This window comes from Acinetobacter sp. BZX-2 (genome assembly GCF_055179795.1).
The window spans coordinates 282,872-297,969 of sequence record NZ_CM143686.1; the positions used below are offsets into that span (position 1 = coordinate 282,872).

Here is a 15,098-nt window from a genome sequence, read left to right on the forward strand (position 1 = left end):
AGCATAGAGTCTGCCGTAAAAAAACGGTAAGATAGCACGATTAATTTGTAAACAGAAAAGAGTGTAAATCATGACGGATGCAACTGCTGGCAAAATCCCTCACGTTCTTGTGATTATGGATGGTGTGGGTCATCGTGAAGCGGTCGAAGATAATGCGTTTTTAGCAGCAAAAACGCCAAATCTAACCATGATGCAAGAAAAGCATCCGCATAGTTTAATTTCTGGTTCTGGTGAAGATGTGGGCTTACCTGATGGGCAAATGGGGAATTCAGAAGTTGGTCACATGAACTTAGGCGCAGGCCGTGTGCTTTACCAAGATTTTACACGGATTACCAAAGACATCCGTACGGGTGATTTCTTTGAACATGAAGTCCTGATCGATGCTGTAGAAAAAGCCAAAGCTGCCAATGGTGCAGTGCATATCATGGGGCTATTGTCTGAAGGTGGTGTACATTCACATCAAGATCATATTGTTGCGATGTGTGAGCTTGCTCTAAAACGTGGTGCAAAAGTGTATTTACATGCATTTCTCGATGGTCGTGATACACCACCACGTAGCGCTCAACCATCACTAGAAAAATTAGATGCAGTTTTTGCACAATATCCAAATCAAGGTCGTATTGTGACGATGATCGGTCGTTATTTTGCAATGGATCGTGACAATCGTTGGGATCGTGTTGAACAAGCTTATCGCTTGATGACTGAAGGCGAAGCTTTCCGTGTGGTTGATTCAGCTGTTGAAGGTTTAGAACAAGCTTATGCAGCCAATGAAAATGATGAGTTTGTCAAAGCAACACGCATTGGCGATATCGTGAAAGTCTCTGATGGTGACAGTATTGTGTTTATGAATTTCCGTGCAGATCGCGCACGTGAAATTACCAAAGCTTTTGTTGAAAAAGATTTTGCAGGATTTGAACGTAAGGTTGTGCCAAATTTATCTAAATTTGTCATGTTGACACGTTATCAAGCCACGATTGATGCACCTGTGGCGTATATGCCTGAAGATTTGAAAAATTCAATTGGTGAATACTTATCATCATTAGGCAAGACCCAACTTCGTATTGCAGAAACAGAAAAGTATGCACATGTGACTTTCTTCTTTAGTGGTGGTCGTGAAGATGAATATCCGGGCGAAAAGCGTATTTTGATTCCATCACCTAAAGTTGCAACCTATGACTTACAACCTGAAATGAGTGCGCCTGAAGTGACAGACAAACTTGTTGATGCGGTTAATTCAGGTGAATATGACTTATTGGTCGTGAACTATGCCAATGGTGATATGGTTGGACACACAGGTGTATTTGATGCTGCTGTAAAAGCAGTAGAAGCTGTGGATACAAGCCTAGGCCGTCTTTATGAAGCTGTGATGGCAAAACATGGACATATGTTGATTACAGCAGATCATGGTAATGTTGAGCAAATGCAGGACTATGTGAGTGGTCAGGTGCATACTCAGCATACAACGGAACTTGTGCCTTTCATCTATGTTGGTCCAAGCTCAGCGACCATTGCGGAAGGCGGTGTTTTGGCAGATGTTGCACCGACAATTTTGAGTCTGATGAATCTTCCAGTGCCATCAGAGATGCAAGGACGTAATTTGATTACGTTGAACGCATAAGATAACAATACATAAGACATAAAATACAGGTGTGTGAATGGCTCAAGCTTGGAAATATATTGCTGTTTTAACAGGATTACTGACCAGTGGAAGCCATTCTATATGGGCAGCTGAACATACTGCCCCACCTGATTTTGATGGAGAAACTGAACAGGCGATTACAGAAGTACCGATTGAATCGATCGAGCAATTTGTGCAAATTTATGGAATCGTTAAGGATAACTATGTAGAAGAAAAACCTGATGATGTTTTGTTTTTACAAGCAACTAAGGGTTTAGTGAGTGGTTTAGATCGCTATTCACGTTATTTAACGGCTGAAGAATATAAACAGCTCATGCAATACACTGAAAGTGATCTTGCAACAGCAGATTTTGAATTGACATTCGATAATCATATTCATCAATGGAAAATTAAAAATTTACGTGATAATTCAGATTCAGCAAAGTTGGGTCTTAAAGATGGATTCACTATTTTTAAAATTGAAAATCAAGAGCTTAAAAATCTAAATGCTGAACAAGTCGATGATTTATTGCATGGATCCATTGGTTCGACCTTTCAATTACAACTGAATGAAAAAAGTCCGATATTAACGATCGTCAGAAATCGTAAGTTAGATGTCGCTGATATTGAAGCGATGATGTTGCACAATCAAGTTTTAGTCTTGAAAGTTAAAGTTTTTCAGCAAGATACCGCCAATGAAATTAAACGTTTAATTGAAGAATATAATTCGCAAAAAGTGAAGGCTGTTTTATTGGATTTGCGTAATAATCCGGGAGGATTATTGTCTGCAGCTGTTGAAATAGCTGACTTATTTTTAAATCAAGGTACGATTGTTTCCACCAAGAGCCGTTCGGAAGGTAATCAACAATTCCAAGCTTTACCAGGCAATGAATTTCCAAACATTAAACTGGGGGTTTTGATCAATGGTCGTTCCGCATCTGCTGCTGAGGTTTTTACTGCTGCAATGAAAGAACACCAGCGGGCTTGGGTGATTGGTGAAAAGAGTTACGGCAAAGGTGTTGTGCAAAAGCTATTTCCATTGCCCAATGGTGCAGCATTACAAATGACGGTTTCACATTATTATACGCCGAACGGCAATATGATCGATGGGCAGGGCATACGTCCTGATTTAGACCTGCCATGGACAATAGATTTAAAAGAAGAAACTTATTTAAATAATGTCTCAGATCAATTGCTGAAACATCGTTAATATGAAGTTTGTTGCTTAAGAAATAAGAAATGAGACTGAAAAACAAAAAAACTGAGCAACGGGCTCAGTTTTTTGTGCTTAAAATGATCAGAAAACGATTATTTTAATCATCATCTGTATCTAAACCAAATTTTTTCAAACGATAGCGTAGAGAACGGAAAGTCATTCCCAGTTTTTTTGCTGCCAAAGTTCGATTCCAATGCGTTTGGTTCAATGCAGAAAGAAGTACTTCTTTTTCCACTTTTTCCAAATATTCCTCTAAACCTTCTTCAGGAATTTTCTGGCCTTTCAGCGCTACATCGGTTTGTACTGCTGTTTTTACATCCGTTTCAATTGTTTCACTTTGGCTGACTCCACGAAGTGGAGCGGGTTGTAAGTGTTGAATATCCAATAGATCTTCATCACACATGGTGATGGCTTTTTCAATGATATTGCGCAGTTCACGAACGTTGCCTGAATAGTGCTGTTCTAACAGAAAAGCTTTGGCTTTTTCAGTGAGTTGTTTGGTTGGAATCTGCCATTCAGTACAAATGATCTGAATAAAATGTGCCGCTAAGATTAAAATGTCTTGGTCACGTGCTCTTAAAGGAGGCAGTACGATATCCATAACATGAATTCTAAAGAATAGGTCATGGCGGAATTTACCTTGTTCAACCAATACTTCAATATTTTGATGGCTGGCACTGATGATACGGAAGTCTACTTCGATCTCAGTATCGCTACCCAAAGGGCGAATTTTCTTTTCTTGAACAGCACGTAACAGCTTCGCTTGCATTGCTAAAGACAGCTCAGCAATTTCATCTAAGAATAATGTACCACCATTTGCAGCTTGGATCAGACCTTGTTTGTCTTGTGTAGCACCAGAAAAACAGCCTTTTTTATGCCCAAAAAGTTCACTTTCCATCAAGTCTTCTGAAATCGCACCACAGTTAATGGCAATAAAAGGACTATCACTGCGGTTACTGAGCTTATGAATCAAATTGGCAACAACTTCTTTGCCTGTACCTGATTCACCTGTAATGAATACAGGTGCTTGTGAGCGTGCAATCTTTTTAATGGACTCTCTTAGATTACGAATCACCTGAGAGTTACCAATGAGCATGGATTGTTCAATTGGAATTTCTGCAGCATTAGCATCCAATTGAGGGACATGCAAAGCTTTTTGTAAGAGCTGTTGTAAGTGTAATTGGTTAATCGGTTTGCTGACGAAATCAAAAGCCCCAGCTTTTAAAGAAGCAATCGCAATTTCCATGTTGCCATAGGCTGTTAAAACAGCAATCGGCGTTTTAGGATAATGTTGAGACACGTGTTTCACAAGATCTAAACCACTTCCATCTGGAAGGTTAAGATCTGTAATACAAGCATCATATTTATATTCGCTAAAGAAATATTTGGCTTGTTGTAAATGATGTGCCATATGGGTTTTGATGCCCATTCGAGAAAGACTCATCTGCATGAGCATGCATAAATCTTGCTCATCATCTACAAGTAAAACCAATGGCTGTCGTGTAGTCATATCCCCAAAAACCTAGTTTATTCCGTGAGTGGGCATTCGATTCGAAAACATGCCCCTTGTTGTTTTTGCTCTACGTAAATTAATTTCGCTTGATTCGCTTCACATATACTTTGTGATAGGTACAATCCTAAACCAGTTCCGTTGATTTCGGTACTAAAAAATGGCTGAAATAATTGAGAGAGGTCTTGTTTTGATACCCCTTTTCCGAAATCAATCACATCTATACAAATGTGATGCTCACTTTTAAATGCCCTAAGTAGAATATAATCTGCAAATTCATCATTGTGACGTAGCGCATTCCGAATCAGGTTGATAAGTACTTGTCTCAGTTGTAAGTCATCAAAAAACACAGAAAGATGAGCTTGCATGTCGAGTTGAATTTTTTGGCGCGCATCTTGTAAATCATTTAGTAATAAATCATTTAAAAAGTCTTGCAGAACAATTTTAGTCGCTGTGGTTTTTCTATTTTTTGCCATATCTAAGGTATCTTTAATGATACTGTTAATACGCACAGCTTGCTTTGAAATCATTTGATGAAGAATGGTTTGCTGCTGTCCACTACTGCCCATAATTAAATCGTTGGCTTGCACAATTGCAGCAAGAGGATTTCTAATTTCATGGGCAATACTGGCCGATAATTGTCCTAAAGCGGCAAGTTTTAATTGTTGAACCTTTTGATTGATTTTTTGTGCATCCTCTAAAACCAAAAGTGTCAGTGCTTGATTGGGCACAATTAATTTTTGTACACGAATATCAACCGTATACGCTGATTTATGTGATTCAAATTGAAAGCGTTCGCTATCTTTGACCATCGTATTTTCTAACAATTCAAACAAATCGGGTTGAAAACTAGAAAGCAGATATTGTTCATGGGCATAGAGCGGGGGAATACCTAACAGTAAGCAAGCGGCAGGGTTACTCACAATAATTTTATATTGCTCATCGAGCACCAAATAGCCGACTTCGATTTGTTCTAAAATATAGCGATTAATATTTTGTAGTTTAAACAATTCAATCGATTGATAGGTGTTTAAAGATTCAAGCAGTTGAAAGCGGTTAATGGCAACTTGTCCGATACCGTAAACCATAAAAAATAAGAAAGCGAGTAAAGCACTATTCCCAATATTGTTTAAATTTGAGAAATCAAAAAAACTTCCAAAAAATTGCTGATAAATAACAGCGATCACAGCAACCAGTGTTACGAATAACGCTTTTTTTTTGGTGAGTAAGAAATTTGCGACAAATACTGTAATGACAAACAAAATACTAATTGCAAGATTAGGGCCATCCAGTGCAAAAGTAAGTATGCTTAAAAAAGGAATATCAACAATAAAAAAGCCAATAAATTGTTTACTGACCCCATGAGGATAGAACCTAAGCAACATCAGCTGTAAAGCTGCAATAACCGTATATGCAGCGACAGAGTAAAAATATAGACTTGGATAGATGTAATGAGATTCTTGATTTTCTAAGGTAATCAAAAAAATGATTGTTAGACAGCAAGCAATCACAATTCGATAAATTGAATACAATGCGCCTAGGCGGTAAATCGTTTGATAAATAGGAACAGATACCGTAGGCAGCATAATATACTCAAATAAAACTTTATATTTTTAATAGATTTAAGGTTTGATCAAGCCATAACGTATAGCCAGATGAGTCAATTTGACGTCACTGTCTAGTCCGAGCTTTTCAAAAATACGATAACGGTAGGTATTGACGGTTTTAACACTGACAAAAAGTTTATCTGAAATTTCTTGAGCACTCACACAATTGACCACCATCATCGCAACTTGCATTTCACGTTCTGAAAGCGCATCAAAAGGAGAGGTTTGCGTATCTGATAGATATGAGCTCGCCAATTGTTCAGCAATATCTGCGCTAAAGTATTTACCACCTTGCATGACTTTTTTGATTGCTCGAACCATTTCTGTAATTGGAGCGCCTTTGGTAATATAGCCTCTCGCTCCTGCTTTGAGTAGCAATGAAGGATATGGTTCTTCTGCAAGTCCACTCACGGCTAAAACTTTGGTATCTGGTGCTGTTTGTAATAAACGGCGAGTTGTTTCGACGCCACCAATTCCAGGCATATTGACATCTAATAAAACCACATTCGGATGGTGTTGTCTGACGATTGTAATGGCTTCTTCACCTGATTCGGCCTGTCCAATCACTTGAATATCAGTCTGATCTTCTAGCATTCTGCAGATGCCTGTTCTTACTAATTCATGGTCATCTACCACTAAGACAGTAATCACGTACACCTCCTCACAATTCTTAATATCAATATTTTTGTTACACAACGCAAAAAATACTTGCAATGTCATCACAAAATTGGCAATGCTATTCCTAATACCCGTAAAATATTTATGCACAATACTGTGATTAAAATATTTGTTTTAATATAGTCACGTTTGAGTGTAAATGTAAGTCATATTTGAGGCAATTAGCAAGTTTGTGAAAACCTCCCTGAGATGAGTAAATTATCGTGAAAAATTCCAAAAAAACGTTAATGAATGTACTGAGTTTATCAGTACTACTCAGTTTGAGTTCAACTGGTTTTGCTGACATCGTCATGAATTCACCAGGGGCGGCAGGACAAGCGACTGTAAGTTGGTCTTCTTCTGATGCAAGCCAATTGTTGAATGATGACTCTGTAGAAGATGAAGATGAGCCGTCTCCGCAAGGCTCAACGACTTTAACCACAACGATTCGTGCTTCAAATGCTGCACCTACAGCTTTGACCAATAAATCTGTACAGATTGCAGATACCAATAGTTTTAGCAACCAACCATCAGTCAATGCACGTGCTGCTTTGGTGATGGATGCAAAAACAGGTGAAGTACTGTTTAGTAAAAATACCAATACAGCGATGCCAATCGCATCGATTACTAAATTGATGACCGCTGTAATTACTGCTGATGCACGTTTGGATATGTCTGAAGATATCACTTTGCAGCAAATTGATTTTGCGGGTGCAGGTGGTAAAAACTCAAGTTCAACATTAAAAGCCGGCGATACAATGAATCGTGCTGAAATGTTGTTGGTTGCATTGATGAAATCTGAGAACCCTGCAGCCGCAGCTTTGGCTCGGACTTATCCAGGTGGACGTCAGGCATTCATTGCTGCAATGAATGCCAAAGCACGTCAATTGGGCATGAATTCTACGCATTATGCTGAATCGACAGGCTTAGACCCACGTAATATATCTTCTGCGCGTGACTTGGGTATTCTCGTGAGTGCCGCTTCGCAGTACGGGCTAATTCGTCAGTTTTCAACAACAGCACATTATGATTTTAATTTAGGTTATCGTGTTCTCAAGTCGAATAATACCAATGCATTGGTTCGTAATGGTGGTTGGAACATTAATATTTCAAAAACAGGTTATATTAATGAAGCAGGGCGTTGTGTCGTGATGCACACCACTGTAAACAGTCGTCCAGCTGTGGTGGTATTGCTGGGTGCAAGTACCTCTCAAGCACGTACCAATGATGCAACTAATTTGTTGAATTGGGTGAGTCACCTACCAAAAAGAATTTAATATTTTGATCTCAAAAGCTCTTCTATATGAAGAGCTTTTTTTGTGCCCAATCGGAATTGAAAAAGAATTGGCGAAGCAAAATAGCTATGATGAAGATTATGAGTACGAAGAAGAATAATTTTTGAATCTAGAAAATAAAAAAACCAGTTGCAAGCAACTGGTTTTTGTTTCAAATTATATTCTTACATATTTGAAAGGATAGAGTCTTTCACTTGATTCATTGTTGCATCAATTGACAACATGACTGCATCAGCACACTGTTTAATTGCAGTATCAGGATCTTTTAGACCATTACCTGTTACGGTACAAACAATCATAGAACCTTCAGGAATTTTACCTGCTTTAATATCACGGATTGCACCACCAATAGAGGCAGCAGAAGCAGGTTCAACAAATACACCTTCATACATAGAAAGTAGACGTTGAGCTTCTAAGATTTCAGCATCTGTTAATTCATCAAACCAGCCATTTGAGTCGCGCACAACGGCCTTAGCGTGGTTGAAGCTTTGCGGGTTACCAATACGGATTGCTGTAGCAACAGTTTCAGGGTTTTCAACTGGGCCACCACGTAAGAATGGTGCAGCGCCAGATGCTTGATAACCCACCATGATTGGACGACCTTCAGGATTTGGACCAGTGAACTTGTCAGTTGCTGCGTCATAAACCACTTGCTCAAATTCTTCAACAGGCTGGTTTGCAACAGCTTCGGTATAACCCATCCAATGCGCAGTAATATTTCCTGCGTTACCAACTGGTAAGCAGTGATAATCTGGCGCACGACCTAAAGCTTCTACAATCTCATAAGCAATGGTTTTTTGACCTTGCAAACGATAAGGGTTGATCGAGTTTACAATCGTTACAGGTGCTTGATCTGCAACTTCTTTCACGAGACGCATACCGTCATCGAAGTTACCACGGATTTGCATGGTAATTGCACCGTACATCATGGCTTGTGCCATTTTACCCATTGCAATTTTGCCTTCTGGGATCAATACAAATGCTTTAATGCCTGCACGCGCCGCATAAGCCGCAGCCGCAGCAGAAGTATTACCTGTAGATGCACAGATAATCGCTTTAGAACCTTCTTCAACCGCTTTAGTCACAGCCATGGTCATACCACGGTCTTTAAATGAACCTGTCGGGTTTAGACCTTCATACTTCACATAAATTTCAACATTCTTACCAATAATACCGGGAATATTGTCTAATTTAATGAGCGGTGTATTACCTTCATTTAAAGAAATAGCACGTGTAGTTTTCGATACTGGTAAGCGGTCACGATAGCGATCAACAAGTCCTGTATAGCGATTGGCATTAGACATGATGGTGTTCCAATTGTATGTAGAGCAAATAAAGATATTGTTGTAACCCCTAAATTGATTTTCATAAAACAGCTTAGGGGAATTAAAAAAGCCGATTAGTTATCGAGCAATTCTAAACGAATTCTGACGATTTCGCCATGAATAGCAGGTAAAGCTTGAATTTGAGAAAGTGCCGTGTTCATGATCGATTCTTGAACTGGATCCGTTAAAATCACAATAGGAATCAAATCTTTTAGGCGAGGTTGCTGCATAATGGCATCAATACCAATACCAGCACGGCTTAAAATCGTTGTTACATCTGCAAGTACGCCAGTTTGATCTTCAGCATTTAAGCGAATGTAATAACCCGTTGTCATTTCATCACTGCTTAAAATTGGCAGATCAGATAAAGCCTCAAAAGCAAGTTGTGGAATTGTACCTGCACCATCTTCGGTATAGATAATGTCACGGACAATATCTACAACATCGGCAACGACAGCAGACGCTGTAGGGCCTGCACCCGCACCTGCACCATAGTACAATGTTGGGCCGACTGCGTTGGCTTGAACCAATACTGCATTTTTGACGCCATTCACATTGGCAATTAATTCTTCTTCAGGAATTAAAGTTGGATGAACGCGAAGTTCAATGCCTTTTGCAGAACGACGTGCGATACCTAGATGCTTGATCTTATAGCCTAATTCTTCTGCATATTTCACATCTTGCGCAGTCACTTTGGTAATGCCTTCGGTATAGACTTTGTCAAACTGTAAAGGAATACCAAATGCACATGAAGCCAAAATCGTCAGTTTATGGGCAGCATCAATCCCTTCAACGTCAAACGTTGGATCTGCTTCTGCATAGCCGAGTTCTTGTGCTTCTTTAAGTACATCTGCAAAGGCACGACCTTTTTCACTCATCTCAGTAAGGATAAAGTTACCTGTACCATTGATGATCCCAGCAAGCCATTCAATTTTATTGGCTGCTAAACCTTCACGAATGACTTTAATAATTGGAATACCACCTGCAACAGCCGCTTCAAATGCAATTTGGACATGATGGTCATCAGCAGCTTTAAACAACTCATTACCATGTTCTGCTAACAGTGCTTTGTTTGCAGTAATGACTTGTTTGCCATGTTTGATGGCTTCCATAATGACTTCATAAGCAGGGTGAATACCGCCCATGACTTCAACCACAACATCGACATCGGGTTGACGTACGATATCGAGTAAATCTGCGCTTTGTTTAATGGTTGCAGGGAGATCTAAATCTGGACGTGGGCGACGCGTACCCACATGAGTAATTTCGATTTCACGACCGGTGCGACGTCGAATTTCGGCAGCGTTTTCTTGTAGTAGTTTAAGGGCTCCACCGCCTACGGTACCTAGACCGAGTATTGCCAGACGAACTGGTTTCACGTCACACTCCAATTATGCATATAAATTATATTAAGCTTAGATCATAGCTAAAAAATGCGCCAGACTCTAGGGTCTGGCGCACTTTATATTGATGTATAAATAATAGTAAATTTATTGATAAAAACTATTTATTTAAACGGCTTTCAATTTCATCTGCGGTCATGTAACCCCCTAGATATTCACCCTCTGAACTGTAAATCGCAGGTGTACCATTGACGCCCATTTTAAGACCTAAAGCATATTGATCACGAACTGGGTTTTTACATGTCGCAGGTGGAAGAGCAACGCCCGCAATTGCTTGGTCAAATGCAGTTTGGCGGTTTGGACTACACCACACACTTTCCATTGCAGGGATGAATTGTTCACCACGTGGCCATGCGATATAGCGAACTTCGATTCCTTTCGCTGTGATCTCACTCATATGCTCATGCAGTTTATGGCAATACGGGCAACTTGCATCGGTAAACACATAAACCACATGTTTGGCTTTGCCTTGTGTCGGATAAACCAGTAAGTCTTCAACTTTTAAGCTGGCAAAATGTTTCTTGTTCTCAGTGGCTTGAATTTTGTCACCAATACTGCTGAGTTTTTTATCACCTAAGCGAATTACATCGCCTTGAATAAGGTATTTACCATCAGCTGTTGCATAGACTGAACTCATACCTTCCATGCTGACCCAATACATATTTGGCATTTCAGTGGGCTTAACATCTAAAATTTTGGCATTGATGTCTGCTTTTTTGAAATTGGCTTGTAATGTTTGAATTAAACGTTGTTGTTTGTTTCGCTCAGTTAAATTAGATGCTTCACCAGTCGCTGGGGAAGTTGCTGTTAGGGTGTCATCTTTTTTTGAGTCTTGGTTTTTTGAGCAAGCACCTAATGCCATTGCACTTGCAACGATACAAGCGAGCATCAATTTTGAACGATTAAATTGCATAAATAACTCTTTATGTTTTTCAGCATGATTTGAGCGAATTCGCTTTGAGGGAATTAGCATAACAAAATTTTTGACGAGATTCGTTAAAACTTGATTAAGGGATAGAAATTGCCGACATATATCCGCAATGCTGTTCATTTAAAAGAGATTCAATGATTGCTGAGTTAAAATTACTCCTAACCTACGGCTTTGAAAAGAGCAGGGTATCAATGAAACAAATAACATTGGATAAATCGGGGGCTACTTATTTAGTTGAATCTGCCTAATAAAATATTCCTCATTCATCCATTTAAATTTAAGCCCGAGGGTGATATTTCTCATGTAATTGTTGCATGCGAACTTGCGCGACATGCGTGTAAATTTGAGTGGTGGATAAGTCGCTATGTCCGAGAAGCATTTGAACGACACGCAGATCTGCACCATGATTTAACAAATGGGTCGCAAAAGCATGTCTGAGTGTATGGGGTGATAATTCAGACTGAATATTGGCTTGTAAAGCATAACGCTTGATTGCATACCAAAAATTTTGGCGACTCATAATGCCACCATGCTGTGTAAGGAATAGGTAATCCGTAGAAGATTTATATAGTTGTGGTCGAGCAAGTGTTAAATATTTTTCAACCCATTCACATGCCACTTCACCTAATGGTACTAAGCGTTCTTTGTTACCTTTGCCTGTAATGCGTAAATAACCTTGTTTTAAATTGATCAACTCTAATCTTATATTCAACAATTCAGTGACTCGTAAACCACATGCATAAAGCACTTCAAACATGGCTCGATCACGTAAACCCAACGCAGTTTCTGTGTCTGGTGCTTGGATCAAAGCGTCAACATCTTGCTCAGATAAATCTTTAGGCAATGCTCGACCTAGCTTCGGGGTTTTATGTGTTGCGACAGGATTATCAAGACGAATTTTTTGTTCTCTAAGGAATTTAAAAAAAGAGCGTAATGCAGAAAGCGTACGTGCGATTGAACGCGGGCTTTTACCTTGTTTGGTGAGATTGATCAGCACATCAGAAATATCGTCCGCAGTCCAATCGGGTAGGTGTGAATTCACAGCTTCACTGCATTGAATTAAATCGGATAAATAGGCATTACGTGTATGTGGGCTGACTGTTTGTGCAATTAAATAGTCACGAAAACCATTTAGAAAACTTAAATTTTCTGGAATTGTTACAGCTGTTGGAATCCGTGGTTTTTTATTCAGCATAAGTTTAAAGCATATAAATTTCGGTTTATTGTTGAAATGTAGACTAAAAATAAAGTGAAGTCGAATCCTGTGGGAAATGAGAATTGTAATCAAACCTTATTTGGTAATTATTCTCATTTGTATGTATAATAAATTATATATCGAATTAATTTTAGGATTAGTTGCAGTGCGTTTGTCAGACTTGAAAGTAAAGCAAACTGCCATTATCAGCAAGGTCAATCGTACCTCAGAAGATAATGTCAATCAGCCAGATTTAGTGGCGAGTCGTTTGGAAACATTGGGTTTTGTACCTGGCACACGTGTTCAAGTCATCACCAAAGGTGTTTTTGGTGGTGACCCTATTTTGATTCAGGTTGGTTTTACTCGTTTTGCTTTACGTAAAATTGAGGCTGCCAAAATTGAAATTTATGATGTATTGGAAGGAGCTCCGACATGAGCGAAACATTAAGAGTCGCTTTAGTCGGAAATCCCAACTGCGGTAAAACTTCACTTTTCAATCATTTAACAGGAACGCGCCAAAAAGTTGCCAACTATGCAGGGGTAACTGTTGAACGTAAAGTCGGTACATTTAATCTACCCTCTCGTCGTGCAGTGCGTGTTTTGGATTTACCTGGAACATATAGTTTAAATGCAACCAGCCCAGATGAAGCCATTACTCGTGATGTGGTGATGGGTAAAATTGCCGAAGAACAAGAGCAAGATGCGTTTTTATGTATTGTCGATGCGACGAATTTAAAACTTCATCTTGGATTAGTTCTAGAAGTCATTGAACAAGGCAAACCGATTCTGCTTGTTTTGAACATGATGGATGAAGCGCGCCGCCGTGGTATGCAGATCAATACGCAAAAATTGTCACAACGTTTAGGTGTACCTATCGTAGAAACCGTGGCTGTGCGTAATGCAGGGATCGAAAACCTGATGGCTGCTTTGGATAATGAAAAATTCAAAACGCCTGATACAGAGCTGAGTGATGTTAATTTATCGGGTTCAAACCATGAAAAGATTGACCAAATTTTAAAAGATGTCGTGGTTTTTGTTGACCATGAAGATAAGCGTACAGATTTCCTTGATAAAATATTTTTACACCCCGTTTTAGGTTTACTGACGCTTGCATTAATGATGTTTGTGGTCTTTCAGGCAGTTTTTGCTTGGGCAGAACCTGTGATGACCCTGATTGAAGATAGTTTTGCATGGCTAGGTGGGTTCATTGGTCCATTTATTTCACATCCTTTGCTGAAGAGCTTGGTTGTGGATGGGATTATTGCGGGTGCTGGTGGTGTTGTGGTGTTCTTACCGCAAATTCTAATTTTATTCTTCTTTATTCTTGTCTTAGAAGAATCAGGTTATCTACCTCGTGCTGCATTCTTACTTGATAAATTGATGTTTAAAGCAGGACTTAGTGGTCGAGCATTTATTCCTTTACTTTCAAGCTTTGCTTGTGCTGTACCGGGAATTATGGCGACACGAAGTATCAGTGATCCACGTGATCGTTTAACCACGATTTTTGTTGCGCCATTGATGACTTGTTCTGCACGCTTACCTGTATATGCATTGTTAATTGCTGCATTCATTCCAGAAAAAATGGTTTGGGGCATCTTTAATTTGCAAGGTTTGGTACTGTTTGGCCTCTACATGTCAGGTATTGTCAGTGCTTTACTTGTGGCAACTGTGTTGAAGTTTTTGCAAAAAGATAAATCTCAACATGCTTTGCTTATGGAATTGCCAAGTTATCGTATTCCAGATATTCAAAGTGTTTGGATTGGATTGTTGGATCGTGCCAAGATTTTCTTAAAGCGTGTTGGCGGTATTATCTTCGCTTTATCTATCTTGTTGTGGTTCTTGTGTACTTTCCCACAACCCCCTGAAGGTGCAACTTTACCTGCGATTGATTATTCGTTCGCTGGGATGTTGGGGCATTTGATGCAGCCAATCTTTGCACCACTTGGTTTTAATTGGCAGATTTGTATTGCTTTAATTCCAGCGATGGCAGCACGTGAAGTCTTGGTTGCATCGTTAGGTGTGGTTTATGCATTGTCTGCGACTGATGAAGATGCTGTGACCCAAGGTCTTTCGCAATTGATCAGTCAGGGTGATTTGAGTTGGTCTTTGGCAACAGGTTTGTCACTTTTAGTGTGGTTTATCTATGCACCACATTGTTTAGCGACTTTAGCAACCGTAAAGCGTGAAACAGGGTCTTGGAAAACTGTAGCAGGAATGACGGCCTATTTATTTGGTTTGGCATACTTGATGGCATTTTTAACTTACCAAATTGCTTCGCGTTATTTTGGTTTATAAAAGTTGAATTGGTTTTACTGAGCTACGGCTAGGTTTGGTTTAAGTC

11 protein-coding genes and 2 pseudogenes are annotated in these 15,098 nt (G+C 39.4%); 5 read left to right on the plus strand and 8 right to left on the minus strand.

From position 1 onward, the window contains the following. Positions 1–70: 70 nt before the first annotated feature. Both gpmI and ACY45D_RS01295 read left to right on the plus strand, forming a co-directional pair. Entirely contained in the window at positions 71–1,618 is a 1,548-nt protein-coding gene (gpmI, locus tag ACY45D_RS01290; RefSeq protein ID WP_463108117.1) for a 2,3-bisphosphoglycerate-independent phosphoglycerate mutase, read from the plus strand. A 37-nt stretch (positions 1,619–1,655) separates the two neighbouring features. Continuing rightward, positions 1,656–2,828 carry a S41 family peptidase gene (locus ACY45D_RS01295; RefSeq protein WP_463108118.1) on the plus strand — a complete coding sequence of 391 codons (1,173 nt, stop codon included), beginning with the start codon at positions 1,656–1,658 and terminating at the stop codon, positions 2,826–2,828. A 103-nt stretch (positions 2,829–2,931) separates the two neighbouring features. Here ACY45D_RS01295 and ACY45D_RS01300 read toward each other — a convergent pair. From ACY45D_RS01300 to gacA, 4 genes and pseudogenes are all read right to left on the minus strand, one after another. After that, positions 2,932–3,108: pseudogene (locus tag ACY45D_RS01300) on the minus strand (helix-turn-helix domain-containing protein); the annotation flags it as partial. 72 nt (positions 3,109–3,180) lie between these two features. Then, positions 3,181–4,344, minus strand: a pseudogene (locus tag ACY45D_RS01305) (sigma-54-dependent transcriptional regulator); the annotation flags it as partial. Positions 4,345–4,361: 17 nt separating this feature from the next. Further along, positions 4,362–5,930: a sensor histidine kinase gene (locus tag ACY45D_RS01310; RefSeq protein WP_463108119.1), complete on the minus strand. Its 1,569-nt coding sequence runs from the start codon at positions 5,928–5,930 to the stop codon at positions 4,362–4,364. A 36-nt stretch (positions 5,931–5,966) separates the two neighbouring features. Continuing rightward, positions 5,967–6,602, minus strand: a complete 636-nt coding sequence (gacA, locus tag ACY45D_RS01315) for a response regulator transcription factor GacA (RefSeq protein WP_120382748.1) — start codon at positions 6,600–6,602, stop codon at positions 5,967–5,969. A gap of 230 nt (positions 6,603–6,832) precedes the next feature. Here gacA and pbpG point away from each other — a divergent pair, with 230 nt between their 5' ends. Then, the gene (gene pbpG, locus ACY45D_RS01320) at positions 6,833–7,885 is read left to right on the plus strand and encodes a D-alanyl-D-alanine endopeptidase PBP7/8 (protein WP_463108120.1); all 1,053 of its coding nucleotides are present in this window, start codon (positions 6,833–6,835) and stop codon (positions 7,883–7,885) included. Positions 7,886–8,067: 182 nt separating this feature from the next. On the opposite strand, the gene thrC is transcribed toward pbpG, so the two are convergent. The 4 genes from thrC to xerD all read right to left on the minus strand — a co-directional run bounded on the left by thrC (position 8,068) and on the right by xerD (position 12,757). After that, a complete protein-coding gene (gene thrC, locus ACY45D_RS01325) occupies positions 8,068–9,207 on the minus strand; it encodes a threonine synthase (RefSeq protein WP_089605236.1) in 1,140 nt (379 codons plus the stop codon). Between the two features lie 95 nt (positions 9,208–9,302). Then, positions 9,303–10,607, minus strand: a complete 1,305-nt coding sequence (locus ACY45D_RS01330; RefSeq protein ID WP_463108121.1) for a homoserine dehydrogenase — start codon at positions 10,605–10,607, stop codon at positions 9,303–9,305. Positions 10,608–10,731: 124 nt separating this feature from the next. Then, the gene (locus ACY45D_RS01335) at positions 10,732–11,544 is read right to left on the minus strand and encodes a thioredoxin fold domain-containing protein (RefSeq protein WP_463108122.1); all 813 of its coding nucleotides are present in this window, start codon (positions 11,542–11,544) and stop codon (positions 10,732–10,734) included. A gap of 295 nt (positions 11,545–11,839) precedes the next feature. Further along, on the minus strand, positions 11,840–12,757 hold the full coding sequence (xerD, locus tag ACY45D_RS01340) for a site-specific tyrosine recombinase XerD (protein ID WP_463108123.1): 918 nt from the start codon (positions 12,755–12,757) through the stop codon (positions 11,840–11,842). A 166-nt stretch (positions 12,758–12,923) separates the two neighbouring features. On the opposite strand from xerD, the gene ACY45D_RS01345 reads away from it, so the two are divergent. Both ACY45D_RS01345 and feoB read left to right on the plus strand, forming a co-directional pair. After that, positions 12,924–13,193: a FeoA family protein gene (locus ACY45D_RS01345; RefSeq protein ID WP_463109395.1), complete on the plus strand. Its 270-nt coding sequence runs from the start codon at positions 12,924–12,926 to the stop codon at positions 13,191–13,193. Beyond that, positions 13,190–15,052 (plus strand): ferrous iron transporter B, encoded by a 1,863-nt coding sequence (gene feoB, locus ACY45D_RS01350; RefSeq protein ID WP_463108124.1) that lies wholly within the window; start codon positions 13,190–13,192, stop codon positions 15,050–15,052. Before ACY45D_RS01345 ends, feoB begins: the two co-directional genes overlap by 4 nt. The last annotated feature ends 46 nt before the right edge of the window (positions 15,053–15,098 follow it).